Annotated in this window: 17 protein-coding genes; 7 read left to right on the plus strand and 10 right to left on the minus strand. The window is 67.4% G+C overall.

Features of this window, described 5'->3' with window-relative positions; genetic code table 11:
• Positions 1-7: 7 nt before the first annotated feature.
• The 5 genes from pstA to ACH438_RS14120 form a co-directional block, all read right to left on the minus strand.
• The gene (pstA, locus tag ACH438_RS14100; protein ID WP_397004978.1) at positions 8-907 is read right to left on the minus strand and encodes a phosphate ABC transporter permease PstA; all 900 of its coding nucleotides are present in this window, start codon (positions 905-907) and stop codon (positions 8-10) included.
• Positions 904-1,968, minus strand: a complete 1,065-nt coding sequence (pstC, locus tag ACH438_RS14105; RefSeq protein WP_397004980.1) for a phosphate ABC transporter permease subunit PstC — start codon at positions 1,966-1,968, stop codon at positions 904-906. The genes pstA and pstC overlap by 4 nt, the downstream gene beginning before the upstream one ends.
• Before the next feature lie 18 nt (positions 1,969-1,986).
• Positions 1,987-3,099, minus strand: a complete 1,113-nt coding sequence (pstS, locus tag ACH438_RS14110; protein WP_397004982.1) for a phosphate ABC transporter substrate-binding protein PstS — start codon at positions 3,097-3,099, stop codon at positions 1,987-1,989.
• 233 nt (positions 3,100-3,332) lie between these two features.
• Positions 3,333-4,229: a mycothiol synthase gene (gene mshD, locus ACH438_RS14115; RefSeq protein ID WP_397004984.1), complete on the minus strand. Its 897-nt coding sequence runs from the start codon at positions 4,227-4,229 to the stop codon at positions 3,333-3,335.
• Positions 4,229-4,984 (minus strand): winged-helix domain-containing protein, encoded by a 756-nt coding sequence (locus ACH438_RS14120; protein ID WP_397004986.1) that lies wholly within the window; start codon positions 4,982-4,984, stop codon positions 4,229-4,231. The genes mshD and ACH438_RS14120 overlap by 1 nt, the downstream gene beginning before the upstream one ends.
• A 411-nt stretch (positions 4,985-5,395) precedes the next feature.
• On the opposite strand from ACH438_RS14120, the gene ACH438_RS14125 reads away from it, so the two are divergent.
• The 6 genes from ACH438_RS14125 to ACH438_RS14150 all read left to right on the plus strand — a co-directional run bounded on the left by ACH438_RS14125 (position 5,396) and on the right by ACH438_RS14150 (position 9,501).
• Entirely contained in the window at positions 5,396-6,202 is an 807-nt protein-coding gene (locus ACH438_RS14125; protein ID WP_397005977.1) for an LmeA family phospholipid-binding protein, read from the plus strand.
• Positions 6,199-6,654, plus strand: coding sequence for a thioredoxin family protein (locus tag ACH438_RS14130; RefSeq protein ID WP_397004988.1), 456 nt, complete (start codon positions 6,199-6,201; stop codon positions 6,652-6,654). The genes ACH438_RS14125 and ACH438_RS14130 overlap by 4 nt, the downstream gene beginning before the upstream one ends.
• A 258-nt stretch (positions 6,655-6,912) precedes the next feature.
• Positions 6,913-7,392, plus strand: a complete 480-nt coding sequence (locus ACH438_RS14135) for a DUF4395 domain-containing protein (protein WP_397004990.1) — start codon at positions 6,913-6,915, stop codon at positions 7,390-7,392.
• Between the two features lie 59 nt (positions 7,393-7,451).
• Positions 7,452-8,285 (plus strand): sulfurtransferase, encoded by an 834-nt coding sequence (locus tag ACH438_RS14140; RefSeq protein WP_397004992.1) that lies wholly within the window; start codon positions 7,452-7,454, stop codon positions 8,283-8,285.
• A gap of 6 nt (positions 8,286-8,291) precedes the next feature.
• Positions 8,292-8,597, plus strand: a complete 306-nt coding sequence (locus ACH438_RS14145; protein WP_397004994.1) for a DUF1416 domain-containing protein — start codon at positions 8,292-8,294, stop codon at positions 8,595-8,597.
• Between the two features lie 241 nt (positions 8,598-8,838).
• Positions 8,839-9,501, plus strand: coding sequence for an FABP family protein (locus ACH438_RS14150; protein WP_397005979.1), 663 nt, complete (start codon positions 8,839-8,841; stop codon positions 9,499-9,501).
• 357 nt (positions 9,502-9,858) lie between these two features.
• Here the strand turns inward: ACH438_RS14150 and ACH438_RS14155 are convergent, their stop codons facing one another.
• The 5 genes from ACH438_RS14155 to ACH438_RS14175 all read right to left on the minus strand — a co-directional run bounded on the left by ACH438_RS14155 (position 9,859) and on the right by ACH438_RS14175 (position 17,054).
• On the minus strand, positions 9,859-11,475 hold the full coding sequence (locus ACH438_RS14155) for an ATP-binding cassette domain-containing protein (protein ID WP_397004996.1): 1,617 nt from the start codon (positions 11,473-11,475) through the stop codon (positions 9,859-9,861).
• Positions 11,472-13,250: a thiol reductant ABC exporter subunit CydD gene (gene cydD / locus ACH438_RS14160; protein WP_397004998.1), complete on the minus strand. Its 1,779-nt coding sequence runs from the start codon at positions 13,248-13,250 to the stop codon at positions 11,472-11,474. The genes ACH438_RS14155 and cydD overlap by 4 nt, the downstream gene beginning before the upstream one ends.
• A 165-nt stretch (positions 13,251-13,415) precedes the next feature.
• Positions 13,416-14,468 (minus strand): cytochrome d ubiquinol oxidase subunit II, encoded by a 1,053-nt coding sequence (gene cydB / locus ACH438_RS14165; RefSeq protein ID WP_397005000.1) that lies wholly within the window; start codon positions 14,466-14,468, stop codon positions 13,416-13,418.
• A gap of 9 nt (positions 14,469-14,477) precedes the next feature.
• A complete protein-coding gene (locus tag ACH438_RS14170; protein WP_397005002.1) occupies positions 14,478-15,944 on the minus strand; it encodes a cytochrome ubiquinol oxidase subunit I in 1,467 nt (488 codons plus the stop codon).
• Between the two features lie 183 nt (positions 15,945-16,127).
• On the minus strand, positions 16,128-17,054 hold the full coding sequence (locus tag ACH438_RS14175) for an aminodeoxychorismate lyase (protein WP_397005004.1): 927 nt from the start codon (positions 17,052-17,054) through the stop codon (positions 16,128-16,130).
• A 231-nt stretch (positions 17,055-17,285) separates the two neighbouring features.
• Here ACH438_RS14175 and ACH438_RS14180 point away from each other — a divergent pair, with 231 nt between their 5' ends.
• Complete coding sequence (locus ACH438_RS14180) at positions 17,286-18,401, plus strand: YgfZ/GcvT domain-containing protein (RefSeq protein WP_397005006.1); 1,116 nt, start codon at positions 17,286-17,288, stop codon at positions 18,399-18,401.
• Positions 18,402-18,464: the final 63 nt, after the last annotated feature.

Here is an 18,464-nt window from a genome sequence, read left to right on the forward strand (position 1 = left end):
TCCGTTCCTATCGGTTCCGCGTGAGCAGCTTGTTGGCCACTGCGGCCAGGGCGTAGAGCGCCGCGATGATCAGGATCAGCGTCAACGCCGCACCCCACACGCGGGCCCGGCCGGCCGGCTCCGGATTCGCCAACTCCTGGTACATCATCAACGGCAGCGAGGCCATATTCCCGTTGAAGAGGTCGAAGTTGATCGACTTCGAATAGCCGACCAGTACCAGTACCGGCGCGGTTTCGCCCATGACACGGGCGACGGCCAGCAGCATGCCCGAGATCATGCCCGGGGCCGCGGTCGGAACGACGATGCGCACGATGGTCTTCCACTTCGGAACGCCGAGCGCGTACGAGGCTTCACGCAGCTCATCCGGCACCAGCTTGAGCATCTCCTCGGTGGAGCGCACCACCACCGGCAGCATGAGCAGCACCAGCGCCAGCGACACCGCGAACGCGCTCTGCGGGAAACCCAGGGTCGATATCCAGGCCGCGAAGATGAACAGCGCCGCGACGATCGACGGCACACCGGCCAGGATGTCCACCATGAAGGTGGTGGTCTTCGCCAGCCAGCCTCGCCCGTACTCGACCAGGAAGATCGCCGCCATGATGCCTAGCGGTACCGCTATGACCGCGGCCACTGCCGATTGCGCGATGGTGCCGTAGATGGCGTGATAGACACCGCCACCGTACTGTTCGGGCAGGAGGCCCTTCTGGGACTTGGACCACCAGTCCGCCGACGCGATGGAGTGCGCGCCCTTCTCGATGACGATGTAGAGCACCCACAACAGTGGCACCAGCGCGATGCCGAAGGAGAGCCACACCAGACCGGTGGCCAGGTTGTTCTTGATCCGCCGGGCGGGGCTGACATGCCGGAAAGTCGGCGCCTTGACAGGCTTGTCGAGTGTGGCGGTCATCCGTTCACCTTCCCACCGGCCGCGAGCCGAGCCAGGGCGTTGACCACAAAGGTCAGCGCGAACAACACGAAACCGGCCGCGATGTACGCGCCGGTCGGCAGCTTCGAGCTGAATTCCGATGCGGCCGAAGCGATCTTGGAGGCGAAGGTGTAGCCGCCGTCGAACAGCGACCAGTGCCCGGCCGTGGCCGAGGTGCGCAGCACGATCAGCACCGCGATGGTCTCACCGAGCGCGCGCCCCAGTCCCAGCATGGAGCCCGCGATCACGCCGGAACGGCCGTACGGCAATACCGTCAGCCGCACGACCTCCCACTTGGTGGCGCCCAGGGCCTGCGCCGCCTCGACGTGCGAGCGCGGCGTCAGGCCGAACACCTCACGACTGACGGAGGTGATGATGGGCAGGATCATCGCCGCGAGCACGATCCCCGCGGTGAAGATGGTGCCGCCACCGGCGATGGTCACGTCGCCGTCCGCGAACAGGAAGAACCAGTTCAGGTTCTTGTTGAGGAAGTGCTGGACCGGCTCCAGCTTGGGCGCCAGCACCAGGAATCCCCAGAGACCGAACACGATCGACGGCACCGCCGCCAAGAGATCCACGATGGTCGAGAGCGGACGCGACAGCACCTTCGGCGAATACTGCGTCAGGAACAGCGCGATACCCACGCCGATCGGCACCGCGATGGCCAGCGCGAACAGCGAGCTCAGCACCGTGACCATGAACAGGTCCCGGATGCCGAAACGCAAGTTGTCGGCGTTCGTGGTGTTGAACTCGCTACTGGTGAAGAAGTTCGCCTTGTTCGCCATCACAGAAGGCCAGGCCTGGATCAACAGGAACAGCGCGATCAAACCGATTGCGGCGACGATGATTCCGCCGGCGGCCGTGGCCGCCGAGCGGAAGACGAACTCCGCGCCGTACTTCTTGGGTGCGCCGCGCCGCGCGGCCGGCTTCGTGCTGGGTTCGTTCGGCATGAGCGCAGTATCCCCCGGCTGCTTGGCGCGATCTTCCGACGGGCCGGTCGTTTCGGACAGGCCCGCGGATGATTTCTCGTCGTGCACGGTCATCGTGTCGTCGTTCTTCGATCAGGAAATGGCGTTGATCGCGGTCGTCAGCTTGGTCTTGAAGGCGTCCGGGATCGGGATGTATCCGGCCTGGTCCAGACCGTTCTGACCATTGCCGACCGCGGACGTCAAGAACGCCTTGACCGCCTGCGCGGTACCGGCGTCGCTGTACTTCGAGCACACCAGCTCGTAGGTGGCCAGCATGATCGGGTAGGCGCCCTGGGCGGTGGGGTTGTAGAACGAGCTGGTGTCCAGCACCAGGTCGTTGCCCTGTCCCTTGACCTGTACACCGGCGACGGCCTTCTGCGCCGACTCGACGGTCAGGTCCACCGGGGTCGGGCCGGCGGAGGTGATGATGCGGGCCATGTTCAGGCCCTGCGCCTTCGCGAAGGACCACTCGTTGTAGGTGATCGAACCCTTGGTGGACTTGATCGCCGCGGAGGTGCCCTCGTTGCCCTTGGCGCCTTCGCCGACGCCGCCGGCGAAGGACTTGCCCGCACCCTTACCCCACGCACCCTTGGAGGCGGCGTCCAGGTACAGCTGGAAGTTGTCGGAGGTGCCCGACTCATCGCTGCGGAAAATCACGTGGATGTCGTCGCCGGGCAGGTTGGCGCCCGGGTTGATCGCCGCGATGGCCGGATCGTTCCACTTCTTGATGGTGCCGTTGAAGATCTTCGCGGCCGTCGGGCCGTCCAGGACCAGGTTGTGCACATCACCCAGGTTGTAGGTGATCGCGATCGGGCCGAACACGGTCGGCAGGTCCCAGGCCGGGGAACCACAGTGAGCGGCGGCCTTCTCGGGCTCACCCTTCTTCGGGTCCAGTGGCGAGTCCGAGCCGCCGAAGTCGGTCTGGCCACCGGTGAATTCATTGACACCGGCACCGGAGCCGCTGGATGTGTAGTCCAGGGTATATCCGTTGCAGTTCTCTTCGTACGCTGCGATGAAGCGGTCCATGGCGTTCTTCTGAGCCGAGGACCCGCTCGCCTTCAGGGCCTTCTTGCCGCCGCATCCGACGTCCATCTTGGCGGCGGTGGTGCCGCCGGACGTGTTGTTGTCGCTGCCACAGGCGGACAGGGTCAGGGCACCGGCTGCCGCCAGCACACCGATCAGGGCGCTGCTGCGCTTGAGATTCACCTATTCCTCCACGGGAATCACGGTCCGCGCGTCCAACCCCTCAACGGTCGGACGGGCGTCATGTGGCGGCTGTTCGCTGCGAACTAGCGCACCAGGCAGCGGTATGCGGCCCTCTTGCAAAGTAGGTGTGCTCGGTTGACAGTTGGACCTGGGCAGGTGAACAGGGGATGAACACACCGCCCCGATTGGGGCGCACCTTGTGTGACGTTTGCCGCACCGTAGCGGGGCGCAATTTACGAGGCTGTGGAGTAGGCCACATCGATGTGAAAACGCGCGAAACCGAGCCGCGTGTAGGTGTGCACGGCGGCTGCGTTGTCGCCCTCGGTGTAGAGCAGCACCTCGCCGAGGCCGCGCTCGCGCAAGTAGTGCAGACCGGCGAGCGTCAGCAGCCGGCCGAGGCCGCGGCCCTGCGCGGCCGGATCGATGCCGACCACGTAGACCTCGCCGATGTTCGGATCTTCGTCGTAATGCACCTTGGTCCAGTGAAAGCCGAGGATGCGGGCCGGATCGGCCGGATCGACGGCAATGAAGAGACCTTTCGGGTCGAACCAGGATTCGGTGCGGCGGGCCGCGATATCGCCCTCGGTCCAGCCGCCTTGTTCCGGATGCCAGGCGAAGGCGGCATTGTTCACGCGGAGTAGCTCGGCGTCGTCCGAGGGGCCCGCGTAGGTGCGCAGCTCGAGACCCTCGGGAATCGCCAGTTCCGGTAGCTCTTGGTTAGCCAGACCCCGTCGCATTTGCCACAATTCGCGCGAAACGGACAGTCCGAGCCGGGCCGCGACGGCCTGCGCCGGCGGCAGATCACCATGCGCCCACACCCGCGCGCCGGGCCCGCCCGCCGCCAGGGCCGCAGCCACCAGACCAGCGCCGATGCCGTGCCCGCGGGCCGGCGGATCCACCGCGACCTCGGCCATGGCCGGGTGCTCACCGTGCGCGGGAGTCAGGTTCGCGTATCCGGCCACCCGGCCGTCCCGGATGTCCACCAGATGACGCGCCGGCGTCACCGCGGTCAGGGATAACACCGCCTGTTCGGAAACGGGCGCCACACCATCGGCCGCGGTGGCCCGTTCCAGCAGCTCCCTCACCTCCGCGGCGGTCTCGCTGGGCAGCCGGTCGGTGCAGGGAGCCATCAGATCGTGCCGTTCGCCGTCGTCAATTCGGAATCGTCGGTACCGCCCTCGGTATCGGGGAAGGTCACCGCGTCGCCCTTCGACGAGCGCGCCGGGCGCACCGCCTTGTAGCCGACATTGCGGACCGTGCCGATGAGCGATTCGTACTCGGTGCCCAGCTTGGCGCGCAGGCGCCGCACGTGCACGTCGACCGTGCGGGTACCGCCGAAGAAGTCGTAGCCCCATACCTCCTGCAGCAACTGCGCCCGGGTGAAGACCCGGCCGGCATGCTGCGCAAGGTATTTCAGCAGCTCGAATTCCTTGTAGGTGAGGTCGAGCGGGCGGCCGCGCAACCGCGCGGTGTAGGTGCCCTCGTCGATCACCAGCTCGCCCAGGGTGATCTTGCCGGTGTTCTCCGGACTCGCGACACCGCCGTTGCGCGCCACCAGCAGGCGCAACCGGGCATCGAGTTCGGCCGGACCGGTGCCGGGCAACAGAATGTCGTCCAGACCCCAATCCGCGTTCACGGCAACCAGACCGCCCTCGGTGAGGACGGCCACCACCGGCACCGAGGATCCGGTGCTTCCCAGCAAACGGCACAGTCCGCGCGCGGCGGCCAGATCGGTGCGGGCATCGACCAGCGCCACATCGGCGGACCCGGCCTCGAGCAGCGATGCCACCTCCGTCGGTGCGGGCCGCACGTGGTGCGGCAGCAGCGACAGTGAGGGCAGCACCGACTCGGGGTTGGGGTCGGAGGTCAGCAGGAGCAGCTCCATGGGGGCCCTCCATCCCATCTGGCATGTGTGTGGCTACCGCACTGTCCGCCACTACCTCATGCAGGTCATCACAGGTAATCGCTGCCTACATTAGCGTGTCCCGGCCGACTGCCACGTATTCCGGCCGTCCGTCGCAACCGATTGGTCTGGTCCGGTTCCGCTTAATCTGCCCTTCACCCGCCCGCGACCGGCCCGATACCCGCTCACTAGCCGACTGCGAGCGCCCGTCAGGTCGTTCCCCGAGGCGACGACAGATATCGTGCCCGTATGGGTAACTCACCGGGGACGCCCGAAACCCGACCCCGCACGCAACCGCCGGTCCGCAGCGGCGCGGTCGCGGCACCCATCGGTCGGCAAAAGGCGCGGGGAGGCGGATTAGCTGGGCCGCGCGGTGGGCTCGTGTTCCGCCGGATGGTCATCGGGCTGCTGGTGGTGGCCGGTCTCGCGATCGTGCTCGACTTCGGGATGGCGGCCTATTCGGAGTACCGCGTGTCGCGGCTGCTGCGCGACGGTTCGAACCTCAGCGCCGACCCCGAGGTGACCTTCCACGGATTCCCGTTCGTGGCACAGGCTTACGACGACACCTATAAGAACGTCGACATCCGCGCCCGGGCCATGCGGCCCGACATCCCCGGCGAGATCAGCGTGGAAGCCAATCTGAAGGGCGTGCACCTGTCGTTCCGCAATCTCGTGGACGGCAATGTGCGCAATGTCCCGGTCGACGCGGTGCAGGCGCGCATGCGCATCGAACCGGTCGAGCTGGGCCGGCTGTTCAAGATCCCGGACCTGCAGGTGTTCGGCCCGCCCGCCCCCGACAAGTCCGATGGCTCCGGCGGTTCCGGCGGTTCGGGCATGACCACCACGGGCGCCATCATCCTGCAGGGCACCGTCCCGCTGAGCTCCGAAACCGATACCCCCGCGCTGCCGGGCACGACCGGCGGCCGGTTGGTGAACGTGCTGGCGGATCTGCGGCTGGACGGCGATCAGGTGCGGATCACCGCCACCGATATCTATCGCGGTTCGGAGGCCTCGCCCGCCGCGCTGGTCCCCGAGGCCGACAAGGCCGCGGTGCTGGCCCGTTTCACCAAGACCATCGACACCAAGGATCTGCCGTTCGGCATCCGGCCCGCGACCGTGGAGGCCAGCGCCGGGCAGATCGTGGTGGTGGGCAAGGGGCAGAACGTCACCGTCGACCTGGATCGGTTACAGCAGCCATGACCGCGGTGCTGGTACTCGTCATCGCCCTGGCGGCCACGCTCGGGGTGGGAGTCCTGGTGCGCCGCAATGAGGGCCGGGTGCGGGCCGCGAAAAGCGCGGCGCCGCAACCGGAATCGCGGCGCGCGGCCCTGCTGTCCGCCGCCGGGGTGCTGGACGGGCGGCCGACGGTACTGCACTTCTCCGCGGCTTGGTGCGGCCCGTGCGCGGCGGTACGCCGGGTGGTCGCGGGCGTGGTGACGGAACTGGGCGACGCGCCCGCGCCGCCGCTGGATCTCGAGGTCGACATCGACGCGAACCCGGAGCTGTCCAGGGAGCTGAACGTGCTCTCGCTGCCGACCACTTTCGTATTGGATTCTCGAGGATTGGAACGCTTCCGTATTGCGGGCGTGCCGAAGGTGGCGGATCTGCGCAGGTCAGTGGCCCCGCTGACGGTTCCTGGTACGGACGAGTGACCAGCATTACGAACCCCGGGTCCAATTTCCCCCGAAAATTGGGTAAACTCCCTCTCGTGCATTCCAACCGCGAGCTGATGCTCACCCGACGCCGCACGGTGGACCTGTGCCGGCTCGGTGGTTGTTGCTGCCTGTGCATCTAGCCGGTCGGCTCTTTCGTCTTCCTTCTGACGCCGACCGGATGTGTCCCCGCCGTCGAGTGGTCGTGTGATCCTCCGGCGATTCGACCCATAGTCCTTTCAGCGCAGGAGCACCGATATGTCGAACCCGAATCCGAACACCCCGCCCGCCGGTCAGGTGGATGTCCGTGGCCCGCGTTTCTCGGCCTGGATCACCACCGGCGTCCTGGCTCTCGTCCTGATCATCGCCGCGTTCTCCGTCCCCGCGGCCGCCGTGCTGCTGGCCGTGCAGGCCGTGGGCTTCGCGCTCGGCGCCACGCAGGGCCCGGGGCGCAGTCCGTACGGCCGCATCTACCGGAGCGTGGTCGCGCCGCGCATCGGCCCGGCGTCGGAGCTGGAACCCGTTGCGCCGCTACGTTTCGCGCAGCTGGTCGGCCTGGTGTTCGCGGTGCTGGGCCTGCTCGGGTTCGTGAGTGGTCTCACCGTGCTCGGCGCGATCTTCACCGGTTTCGCGTTGTTCGCGGCCTTCCTGAACGCGGCCTTCGGTATCTGCCTGGGCTGCAAGATCTATCCGCTCGTCGCGCGCTTCCGGTCCGCGGCCCCGAATCCTTCTGTCTGACAAATCGACTCAACCAACCTCACACGCCTTCTCCCGGCATCACCACCGAAAGGAACAACATGGCTCGCTCCGATGTCCTGGTCTCCGCAGACTGGGTCGAAGAGAACCTCAACACCCCGGGCGTCGTCCTCGTAGAGGTCGACGAGGACACCTCGGCCTACGATCTGGGGCACATCGAGGGCGCCGTGCGTCTCGACTGGAAGAAGGACCTGCAGGATCAGGTCCGTCGCGACTTCGTGAACCGTGAGCAGTTCTCGGATCTGCTGTCGGCGCGCGGTATCGGCAACGACGACACGGTGGTGCTGTACGGCGGCAACAACAACTGGTTCGCCGCGTACGCGTACTGGTACTTCAAGCTGTACGGCCACCAGGACGTGAAGCTGCTCGACGGTGGCCGCAAGAAGTGGGAGCTGGACGGCCGCCCGCTGGTCAAGGACGTCAAGGTGCGCCCGGCGACCGCGTACAAGGCCTCCGAGCAGGACCTGTCCATCCGCGCGTTCCGCGATGAGGTCATCAACGCCATCGGCACCAAGAACCTGGTCGACGTGCGTTCCCCCGACGAGTTCTCCGGCAAGATCCTCGCGCCCGCGCACCTGCCGCAGGAGCAGTCGCAGCGTCCGGGTCACATCCCGTCCGCCATCAACGTGCCGTGGTCGAAGGCCGCGAACGAGGACGGCACCTTCAAGAGCGACGCCGAGTTGACCGAGATCTACAAGGACGCCGGCCTGGACGGCTCCAAGCAGACCATCGCGTACTGCCGCATCGGCGAGCGTTCCTCGCACACCTGGTTCGTGCTGCAGGAGCTGCTGGGCCACGAGAACGTCAAGAACTACGACGGGAGCTGGACCGAGTACGGCTCCCTCGTCGGTGCACCGATCGAGTTGGGAGCGTAATTACCTATGTGTGCAGCACCTACCCAGGGTCAGGCCATTCCGGCCGGCGTCGATGTCGAGAAGGAGACGGTCATCACCGGTCAGGTGAAGACCGCTGACGGCCAGACCGTCGGTGGCGCGTTCGTGCGCCTGCTGGACGGCAACGGCGATTTCACCGCCGAGGTCGTGGCCTCCGGCACTGGTGACTTCCGCTTCTTCGCGGCGCCGGGCGCGTGGACCATTCGCGCGCTGTCGGCCTCCGGCAACGGTTCCGCCGAGGTGAAGCCGGACGGTGCCGGCATCCACAGCGTGGATGTCACCGTCGCCAAGTAAGGCGAAAGACCAAGAACGGCCCCGGGATTCATGATCCCGGGGCCGTTGTCTTTCTCACCCCGGGGTCGTTCACACACGTCGGCGGCGCCGGGACTAGACTTCCCCTCGTGAACGCTGCGACCTTCTTCGAGATCCTGCTCGGCGTGATGACGGTGATCATCATCAGCTTCGCCGCCTACGTCTTCTACCGGCTGTTCACCGAGTCGTGAGTGAGCCGGCCCGCGAGGACGCCGACAACGGAATGGCCAATGGCACTGCGCCGGCCGCACGCCCCGACGACGCTCGTCGCAGTGGCGATCAGGCGGTCGCGGAGGCAGTCGAGCGCGCCAAGGCCACCGGAGTGCTGAACATTCCGTCGCTCCCCGATCTACCGCTGCCCGAGGACACCGCGAACCTGCGGCTCGGCCCGGATCTGAGTTCCTCCATGCTCGCGCTGCTGCCGCTGGTCGGCGTGTGGCGCGGTGAGGGCGAGGGCAACGATCCCGACACCGGTGACTACCGGTTCGGCCAGCAGATCATCGTCTCCCATGACGGCGGTGACTATCTGGCCTGGGAATCGCGGTCCTGGAAGCTCGACGCCAAGGGCGGCTACGCCGGGCCGGATCTGCGGGAGAGCGGTTTCTGGCGGGTCGGCATCGACGGTGACGACGAGGTGCTGGAGCTGCTGCTCACGCATTCCACCGGCATCGTGGAGCTGTTCTACGGCCAGGCCCTGACCCAGTCGTCCTGGGAGCTGGCCACCGATGTGGTGATCCGCAGCCAGTCCGGCATCGTGGTCGGCGGCGCGAAGCGGCTGTACGGCATTGTCGAGGGCGGTGATCTGGGTTACGTCGAGGAGCGCATCGCCGCCGACGGCGCCCTGGAGCCGCGCCTGTCGGCTCGCCTGCAGCGCTATATCGGCTGAGAGACAACACAATTCGGCCCGGTCGTCTGCGGACGACCGGGCCGAATTGCTTTTGCGGCTGTACAGGCGATCGCTCTGTGGCCGAAAAGGGTACGGCCCCCGAGCCATACCCGCGGAAGATGCAACATTTTCACGCAGGTCCGGTCGGACTGACCGGGACTCGGGGGCCGGGTGACTGCCTTGGATTCGCTATGCGCTCGCGCACACGGTGATCCGTTTGCAGCGGTAGGCGCCTAGCTGGCAGCCACCTCACGCGTCCTAGAAATCATTCTCGAACCACCTCCTTCCTGTGTACTGACGAAACTAGTCGGCTGAGACAAAGGCGGCAACGTATTTTCCGGAAAGTGAACGCACAGGTCAGGCGGCTTTTACGGGAATAACAAGATCCGCCTTGTGGTTCGGGGGCAGCTGATGGGTCACCACCACCACGGTGCGATCCGGATCGACGAGGCCGCTCGACTCGTCCAGCAGGCGCCGGAGCAGCTCCGATCCGGCCTCGGCCTCCAGATGCTCGGTGGGTTCGTCGAGCAGCAGGACACGCGCCGGGGAGAGCAGCGCCCGCGCCAGCAGGATGCGACGACGCTGCCCGCCCGAGACCGCGGCGGTGCCACCGACCAGATCGGTATCGAGGCCGTCGGGCAGCGAATCCAGCCACTCCCCCGCGCCGACGGCCCGCAATGCGCTGTCGGCCTCCTGCTCGGTGATGTCGCCGCGCGCGACGCGCAGGTTCTCGAGCACGGTGGTGCCGAACACGTGCGCGTCCTCGGCGAAGAATGTGACGCCCGGCCGCGGAGTGCCGAACAATCCGGCCCACGACATCAGCAGCGTCGTCTTTCCGGCCCCACTGGGCCCCACAACGGCGATCCGCCGCGCCTCCGGCATCTCGGGCAGATCCATTGCCCCATCCCCGGATTCGGACTGCTCGAGCCGCTCGAGCCGATGCAGCGCCGCCCGCCCGGTGGTGAGCGCCTGCGCGGCCGCGGGCAGCACGGCCACCGCCTCGAACGCCGACAGCGGCAGCAATACCAGCACCGTGAGCGCCATGGGCGTGATCCCGCCCGGCGCCACCGTCTGGAAACCACCGGTCGGCACCCCGTTCCCACTGCCGTACAACACGATTCCGATGAGCAACGCCCCCAGCACACTGGCCCCGATCGACAGCGGCAGCACGGCCGCCGACCACGCACTGCGCGACGCGGCCCGATCCTCGGCCGCCACCGCCCGTTGCCCGGCCCGCGTAGCCGTGGCCACCGCCTCCGGAAGCCTTCCGGCAACCCGCAATTCGGGCGCATGGTCCAGCACCGTCAACGCCTCCGCGGTGAACTCGGTGCGATCGGCCCGCACCGCCACCTCCGCCTCCCGCGCGGCCCGCGCCGACAGCCAAGGCGCGATGACCCCCGAAACAGCCAGCGCCCCCGCCAGAATCAACGCCGCCGGCACCGAAATGGCCGCCATCAACCCCACCGCGAACACCGCCAGCAGAAACGCCACGGCGATGGGCACGAACGCCCGCACCACCACGGCCCCGAGATCATCGATATCCGCCATGACCCGCCCCAGCAACTCCCCCCGCCGCAACTGAGTCGGATCCCCTTCCCGCTCTACGGCATCGGCACCCGAAGCCGTGGCCCCTCCGCGCCGCGGCCGCCAGATATCCGCCGCCGCCAAGGTCCGATAGGTGGTGGTCCGCGCGGTGCTCATCGACCGCAATGCCACATCATGCGTTGCCAGCCGCTCCAAATACCGGCACAACCCCCGCGAAATCCCCAGCGCCCGAACCGTCACCACCGCCACGCTCAAATCCAGCACCGGCGGCATCTGCCAAGCCCGCGCGATCAGCCAGGCCGCCAAGGCCGCCAGCCCCAACCCGCTCCCCAGCGCGAGCGTCCCCCATCCCACGGACAGCGCCATGCGCGCTCGCGACAACTCCAGCAGTTGCCGGGTCCGCCGGAAGTCCGTGAACACGTTCTTCATCGGACGGCCACCTCGAATCGTGTTGTTTCGGAGATATCCACAGTTTTCACAGGCGCCGACAATGAGTCGTTGCGAACCGGCACGACACAGTCGGCGGCAGCCAGCACGGAGGGGCGGTGGCCGACGATCACGACGGTGGCTCCGGCGCGGGCGCGGGCGACCAGGGCGGTGAGGACGCGGGCTTCGGAGTCGGGGTCGAGGTGGGCGGTGGGTTCGTCGAGGAGGAGGACGGCGCGGTCGGCGGCGAGGGTGCGGGTGAGGGCCAGGCGCTGGCGCTGGCCGAGGGACAGGCCGATGCCGCCTGTGCCGACCAGGGTGTTCCAGCCGTCCGGCAGTTCGGCCAGGACGGCGTCGAAACCCGTTGCGGCGCAAGCTGCCGTGGTGGCTTCGGGGCCGGAGGGCGGGCCGAGGAGTTCGAGGTTGGCACGGAGGGTGCCGGGCACGAGGACCGGGCGCTGCGGTAGCCAGGCGAGATGTGACCACCAATGGTCGGGGTCCACGGCGGGGACAGGGACATCGTCCACCAGCACCTCGCCCGAGTCCGGGGTGACCAGGCCCAGGATCGCTTGCAGAGCAGTCGATTTGCCGCTGCCGTTGGGGCCGGCCAGAACGGTGACGGCACCGGGTCGGAGGACGGCCGACAGCCGGTGCGGGGCGAACCCGTCGCGGGCGGCGACGGAGAGGTTCCGGATCTCGAGATGGCCGTGGATGTTCGGGGTCAGTAGCGGCGCGGCCGCGGGCCTGTCAGCTCCGGCGGTGTCGCCACCTGCGGCAGCGCGGCTGTCGTCGACCGGGTCGAGGACCGCGAAAGCCTTTTCGGCGGCGGCCATTCCGTCCTGGGCGGCGTGGAAGCGTTCGCCGACGGCGCGAATGGGGAGGTAGACCTCCGGGGCGAGGATGAGGGCGAGGATGGCGCCGTAGAGCCCCATGTGCCCGAAGACCAGCCGCATGCCGATGGAGACGGCGACGAGGGCCACGCAGAGGGTGGCGAGCAGTTCGAGGACCATCGAGGACAGGAAGGCCAGTCGCAGCGCCGACATGGTGCGGCGGTGCAGGTCGTCGCCGAGGGTGCGGACGCGCTGCGCCATGGTGTGGCGGGAATCGGCGGCGGGACTGCCGGTTTCGCGGCCGAGGGCGCGCAGCGTGGGCATGCCGGCGAAGAGGTCGAGGAGCTGGTCGGAGAGCCGGGTGGTGGCGGTGAGGGTGTCGGCGGCGCGGCCCTGGGTGAGCAGTCCGATGAGGATCATGAAGGCCGGGATGAGCGGCAGCGTGACCAGGATGATGGCCCCGGATACCCAGTCGTGGGCGGCGATGACGGCGAGCACGATGGGCGGCACCAGGCAGGACAGCAGCAGTGCGGGCAGGTATCCGGCGAGGTAGGCGCGCAGCCCGCTGAGCCCGGACCCGACCACCACCGCGAGTTCGGTGCGGCGGCTTTCCAATTCGCGGGGCGGCAGGTGCGCGCCTGCGTCGAGTACCGCGGTCTCGAGCTCGGCGACGACCTGCGCTCCGGCGCGGTGCGCGAGCCGGGACTGCCACCAGGTGGCCGCGACCCGGCAGCCGACGGCGACCGCGAAGATCACCAGTTCGGCTGTCCACGACCCGATATCGCGGCGTGCGGGATCGGTGATGACGCCCGCGAGTATCCGGGCGAGGGCCAGTGCGGCGGCCACGATGCCGCCGGTGATCACCAGTGACAGCCAGACGCTGAGCGTGAGGTAGCGGCGCGCGGATCGCGCGTGCCGCCACAGTCGGGGGTCCACGGGTCGGGCCATTGTCCTGTCTCCTGCCCTACGAGCGAGCGCGCCGGTTCCTGAACTACGGAACCGGCGCGCTCATGCCTCCGCCTCGCTGGCGCTCGGCTCCAGCACGAGCGCACTCGCGGCTGTGTCTATTGGAGCTCGCTACGCTCGCTCATGAGTTCACTTGCGGGGTGGATGTCACTTGCTCGCGGTGTCCGTCAGCGACAGCCCGATGGACGGCGGGATCTGTTCGACGGTGAGCCGTTTGCGGAACACCCAGTACGTCCAGGCCTGGTAGATCAGGACGATCGGCACCATGGCCACCGCGACCCAGCTCATCACGACGAGCGTGTAATGCGTGGACGAGGCGGAGACGGTGCCGCCGCGGCCGTCGACGGTGAGGTTGAAGGCCGAGTCGATGGTCGAGGGCAGCACGTTCGGGAACAGCGAGCCGAACAGCAGCACGGTGGCGGCGGCGATGGTGAGCGCGGTGCCGGTGAAGGCCCAGCCGTCGCGGCCCTGGGTGGCGGCCAGCCCGCAGAGGACGAGTCCGATGACGGCCAGTACCAGCGGAATCCAGGTCCAGCCCTTGCCGTGCGCGAGCTGGGTCCAGAGCCCGAAGGCGACGACCACGATCGCGGTGGGCGCGAACAGGATCCGGATGAGCCGCTGGGCGTCGTCGCGGACCTCGTTGCCGGTCTTGAGCGAGATGAACACGGCGCCGTGCAGCAGGAACAGCAGCAGCGTGGTGAGTGCCGCCAGCAGCGAGTACGGGTTGAGCAGGTCGAACAGGTTGCCTTCGATCTGCTTGTGCGCGTTGAGCTTGACGCCGTGCACGATATTGCCGAAGGCGAGGCCCCAGGCGATGGCCGGGATCCAGGAGCCGAGTCCGATGCCGATATCGCACCAGCGCCGCCAGCGGTCGTCGTGGATCTTGCCGCGCCATTCGATGGCGCAGGCGCGCACGATCAATCCGACCAGGATGAGCAGCAGCGCCAGGTAGAACCCGGAGAACAGGCTGGCGTACCACTCGGGGAAGGCCGCGAACATGGCGCCACCGGCGGTGAGCAGCCACACTTCGTTGCCGTCCCATACGGGTCCGATGGTGTTGAGTACCACGCGTTTCTTGACCTCGGAGCCGCGGCCGATGATCGGCATCAGCATGCCGACGCCGAAGTCGAAGCCCTCGAGGACGAAGTATCCGGTGAACAGGACCGCGATCAGGAGAAACCAGAATTCAGGCAGGCTCATCCCCGGCTCCTAGTAGGCGAAGGAAAGTTTGTCGACGGCGTCGTCGCCCGTCATCTTCGGGGTGGGCGAATCCGTCTTGGCAGGTTCGGGTCCCTCGATGACGTAGCGCCGCATGAGGTAGAACCAGGCGACCGCGAGCGCACCGTAGAGCAGCGTGAACACGATCAGCGAGGTGAGCACGGTGCCGGCGGAGACGCCGGAGACGCCCTGCTGCACGGTCATTCGTATGTGCTGGTCCCCGGTCGGGTTGGGTGCGACCACCCAGGGCTGACGGCCCATTTCGGTGAACACCCAGCCGGAACTGTTGCCCAGGAACGGGGTTGCGATGGCGAGCAGCGAAAGCCAGCCGAACCATTTCTGATCCGGGACGCGGCCGCGGCGAGTGAGCCAGAATCCGGCCAGCGCGAGCAGGATCGAGCCGGCCATCCAGGTGATCATGGCGCGGAAGGACCAGTAGGTGACGAAGAGGTTGGGCCGATAGTCGCCGACGCCGTACTTCTCGTTGTAGCTGAGTTGCAGGTCCTTGACGCCTTGCAGGGTGACCCCGTCGAACTTGCTCTCGGCGAGGAACGGCAGCACGTACGGCACCTTGATGAGGTGGTTGACGCTGTCGCAGTTGTTGTGGGTGCCGACGGTGAGGACGGAGAAGTCCGGGTCGGTTTCGGTGTGGCACAGCGATTCCGCGGAGGCCATCTTCATGGGCTGCTGCTTGAACATGAGCTTGCCCTGGAAGTCGCCGGTGATGAACATGGCGAGGCAGGCGATCACGATGACCCACAGGCCCATGCGCGCGCTGGGCCGCCACATGGTGCGGGCTTCCTCGAGGCCGGCGGCTTCGCCCTTGCGGGCCTTGCGCACCATCCACCAGCCGGCCACGCCGGCGACGAAGGTGCCGGAGGTGAGGAAGGCGCCGGCCACCACGTGTGGGAAGGCCGCGAGGGTGGTGGGGTTGGTGATGACCTTCCAGATGCTGGTGAGTTCGGCGCGCCCGGTGACCGGGTTGTATTCGGCGCCGACCGGGTGCTGCATGAAAGAGTTGGCGGCGACGATGAAGTAGGCGGAGGCGTTGACGCCGATGGCTACCAGCCAGATCGTGGCCAGGTGCACCTTTTTCGGCAGTCGCGTCCAGCCGAAGATCCACAGTCCGAGGAAGGTGGATTCCATGAAGAAGGCGACCAGGGCCTCCATGGCGAGGGGTGCGCCGAACACGTCGCCGACGAAGCGGGAGTATTCGCTCCAGGTCATGCCGAACTGAAATTCCTGCACGATGCCGGTGGCGACGCCGAGGGCGAAGTTGATGAGGAACAGCTTGCCGAAGAATTTTGTGAGTCGGAGCCAGTGGTCCTTACCCGTGATCACCCAGGCGGTCTGCATGCCCGCGACGAGCGGCGCGAGACCGATCGTGAGTGGCACGAAGATGAAGTGATAGACGGTGGTTATTCCGAACTGCCAGCGCGCGACATCGACGACGCTCATCCGACCTCCCAGCCGATCTACGACATGACGTAGTACCTGAGATTACGCTTACCGGACAGCAGATCAACATGTGCCACACCACACGTGCCGGAAATTTGCTGGACTGTGATAGCCGAACCGCGTTTTGCCCTGATCACGCCGTGAGAAACGTGGTACAGGTCATGCAACGACCAGCGAAGCCGACTACCAGTCGGAAAGGCTGCCGGGCAGCGTGATTCCGCGATCCACCAGCTCGATGATCTCGGCGGCCTTGTCGGGCGCGGACATTCGCAGTCCGTCGAGCGAGTTGACGCGCGCGGCGAGGGTCACACTGGACAGCATCCAGACGGCCTCGGCGGTGATGAGATCGGCGGTGAACAGCGGCTCGTACTTGCAGTCCCAGCCCGCCTTCTCGGCCACCGTGAACAGCGCGCGCTGCGTGGTCCCGGGCAGTACGCCATTGCGGGCAGGCGGCGTGATCAGCTCGTTGTCGCGCTGCACGACGACGGTCGAGCGCGGGCCCTCGAGCACGCGATGCTCGGTACTGGTGAAGATCACATCGTCGGCGCCCATCCGCCGCGCGAACCGCAGGGCGGACATATTCATCGCGTAGGAAAGGGTTTTGGCGCCCAGCAGCTGCCAGGGCGCGGCCTGCGCGAGGTCGATGGAGATGCCACGGTTCAGGGTGATCACCGAAATGCCCTCGGTGCGCGCCTTTTTCACGCGGTCCTGCACCGGGACCACCAAAACGTAACCGGTGATGGAAGGTTGGGCGCCGGCCAGGGCGCCGGTCTTGTTTGCGGCGGATTCGCTGCTCGGATCGTGATCGCTGTCACGACCGCGGGTGAGGATCATGCGCAGCATGCCCTCCCGGTCGCTACCCCACTCCTCGGCGGCCGTCCACACCGCGAGCCGCCAGGCATCGAGGTCCGGCGACGGCAGTTCGAGGGCCTCGGCGGAACGCCGTAGTCGCGCGAGATGCAGTTCCAGCGAACAGGCCGCGCCGTCCCGCAGCAGCACCGTCTCGAAAATGCCGTCGCCGCGCAGCACGCCGATTTCGTCCGCATACAACAACGGCGTGTCCGGATCCTGGATCGCGCCGTCGAGGGTCACCAGAACTCGTTCCACCATGCGGTCGAGCCTAGGACTCTTTCCGCCTCTCCGCGCCCTTTGCGCCCGACTGAGAGCCGTTATCGGTCATGCATGCGGGCCGGCGGTCCGGCACAACCCCGATTCTGGACGTACCCGGCGAGTTACCCCCGCCTTACGAAATCAGTGGTCACGCGGGCATCATCGCCTCGAGAACAATCGATCCCGTTTGGGCGGACCGGGTCGCGCGGCGGGCGTGTATAAGGTGGAGGTGTGTCCTCCTCGGTTGCAGCCAGTCCGATTCTGCAGGTTCCAGGGGCGGTCGCGGGTCTGCCGGAGTCTCCCGATGCCGCGGTCGCGTGGCATTACGGGGATCCCTTCGGTGAACAGCGCGCCGCGATGCAGCGGGTCGCGGTGGTGGATCGCTCGCATCGGTTCGTCCTCTCGATCACCGGTAAGGAACGCCTGAGCTGGTTGCACACCATCTCCAGTCAGGCCGTCGCCGATCTGCGGGACGGCGATTCCGCCGAGAATCTGGACCTGGATCTCAACGGCCGCGTGCTGAACCACTTCGTGCTCACCGATCTGGACGGCACCGTCTGGATCGACACCGAGGCGCAGCGCGGCCCCGAGTTGCTGAGTTTCCTGCAGAAGATGGTCTTCTGGGCCGATGCCAAGCCGGTCGACGCGAATGACCATGCGCTGCTGAGCCTGCTCGGCCCCAAGGCCGACACGCTGCTCGAAACCCTCGGTATCGCAGCCCTTCCCGACACCTACCGGGCCGTCGCACTGCCCGGCGGCGGGTTCCTGCGCCGGATGCCCTGGCCCACCGAGAATGCCTTCGACCTGCTGGTCCCGCGCGATCAGCTGGGCGCCTGGTGGGCGAAACTGCGCGACGCCGGCGCCGAAGCCGCGGGCATGTGGGCCTTCGAGGCGCTGCGGGTGGCGGACCTGCGTCCCCGCCTCGGCCTCGACACCGACGACCGGACCATCCCGCACGAGGTGAACTGGATCGGCGGTCCCGCCGAACACGGTGCGGTGCACCTGAACAAGGGCTGCTACCGCGGTCAGGAGACCGTGGCCCGCGTCCACAATCTCGGTAAGCCGCCCCGGCATCTGGTGCTGCTGCACCTGGACGGTTCCGCCGACGATCGGCCCGCCACCGGTGACGCGGTCACCGCGGGCGGTCGCGCGGTGGGCGTACTCGGCACGGTGGTGGACCATTTCGAGTTCGGCCCCATCGCGCTGGCCTTGATCAAACGCAATGTCCCGGTCGATACGAAGCTGGAGGCGGGCCCGACCGCCGCCGCCATCGACCCGGATTCCGTTCCCGCCCATGACGAGCCGCAGGCCGGCCGGCTCGCCGTCGAAAAGCTCCGCGGCCGATGAACACCACTGCGCAGCCGACGGCCACCGGCCCTGCGCAGCCGATCGTCGACCACACCGCACAGC

The organism is Nocardia sp. NPDC020380, from assembly GCF_044386975.1.
Lineage (GTDB): Bacteria > Actinomycetota > Actinomycetes > Mycobacteriales > Mycobacteriaceae > Nocardia.

What these genes read in the sequence shown, in the direction of transcription:
- pstA (WP_397004978.1), bottom strand. Translation starts at nt 907, where the DNA reads ATGACCGCCACACTCGACAAGCCTGTCAAGGCGCCGACTTTCCGGCAT.
- pstC (WP_397004980.1), bottom strand. Translation starts at nt 1,968, where the DNA reads ATGACCGTGCACGACGAGAAATCATCCGCGGGCCTGTCCGAAACGACC.
- mshD (WP_397004984.1), bottom strand. Translation starts at nt 4,229, where the DNA reads ATGGCTCCCTGCACCGACCGGCTGCCCAGCGAGACCGCCGCGGAGGTG.
- ACH438_RS14120 (WP_397004986.1), bottom strand. Translation starts at nt 4,984, where the DNA reads ATGGAGCTGCTCCTGCTGACCTCCGACCCCAACCCCGAGTCGGTGCTG.
- ACH438_RS14125 (WP_397005977.1), top strand. Translation starts at nt 5,396, where the DNA reads ATGGTCATCGGGCTGCTGGTGGTGGCCGGTCTCGCGATCGTGCTCGAC.
- ACH438_RS14130 (WP_397004988.1), top strand. Translation starts at nt 6,199, where the DNA reads ATGACCGCGGTGCTGGTACTCGTCATCGCCCTGGCGGCCACGCTCGGG.
- ACH438_RS14135 (WP_397004990.1), top strand. Translation starts at nt 6,913, where the DNA reads ATGTCGAACCCGAATCCGAACACCCCGCCCGCCGGTCAGGTGGATGTC.
- ACH438_RS14140 (WP_397004992.1), top strand. Translation starts at nt 7,452, where the DNA reads ATGGCTCGCTCCGATGTCCTGGTCTCCGCAGACTGGGTCGAAGAGAAC.
- ACH438_RS14145 (WP_397004994.1), top strand. Translation starts at nt 8,292, where the DNA reads ATGTGTGCAGCACCTACCCAGGGTCAGGCCATTCCGGCCGGCGTCGAT.
- ACH438_RS14150 (WP_397005979.1), top strand. Translation starts at nt 8,839, where the DNA reads ATGGCCAATGGCACTGCGCCGGCCGCACGCCCCGACGACGCTCGTCGC.
- ACH438_RS14155 (WP_397004996.1), bottom strand. Translation starts at nt 11,475, where the DNA reads ATGAAGAACGTGTTCACGGACTTCCGGCGGACCCGGCAACTGCTGGAG.
- cydD (WP_397004998.1), bottom strand. Translation starts at nt 13,250, where the DNA reads ATGGCCCGACCCGTGGACCCCCGACTGTGGCGGCACGCGCGATCCGCG.
- cydB (WP_397005000.1), bottom strand. Translation starts at nt 14,468, where the DNA reads ATGAGCCTGCCTGAATTCTGGTTTCTCCTGATCGCGGTCCTGTTCACC.
- ACH438_RS14170 (WP_397005002.1), bottom strand. Translation starts at nt 15,944, where the DNA reads ATGAGCGTCGTCGATGTCGCGCGCTGGCAGTTCGGAATAACCACCGTC.
- ACH438_RS14175 (WP_397005004.1), bottom strand. Translation starts at nt 17,054, where the DNA reads ATGGTGGAACGAGTTCTGGTGACCCTCGACGGCGCGATCCAGGATCCG.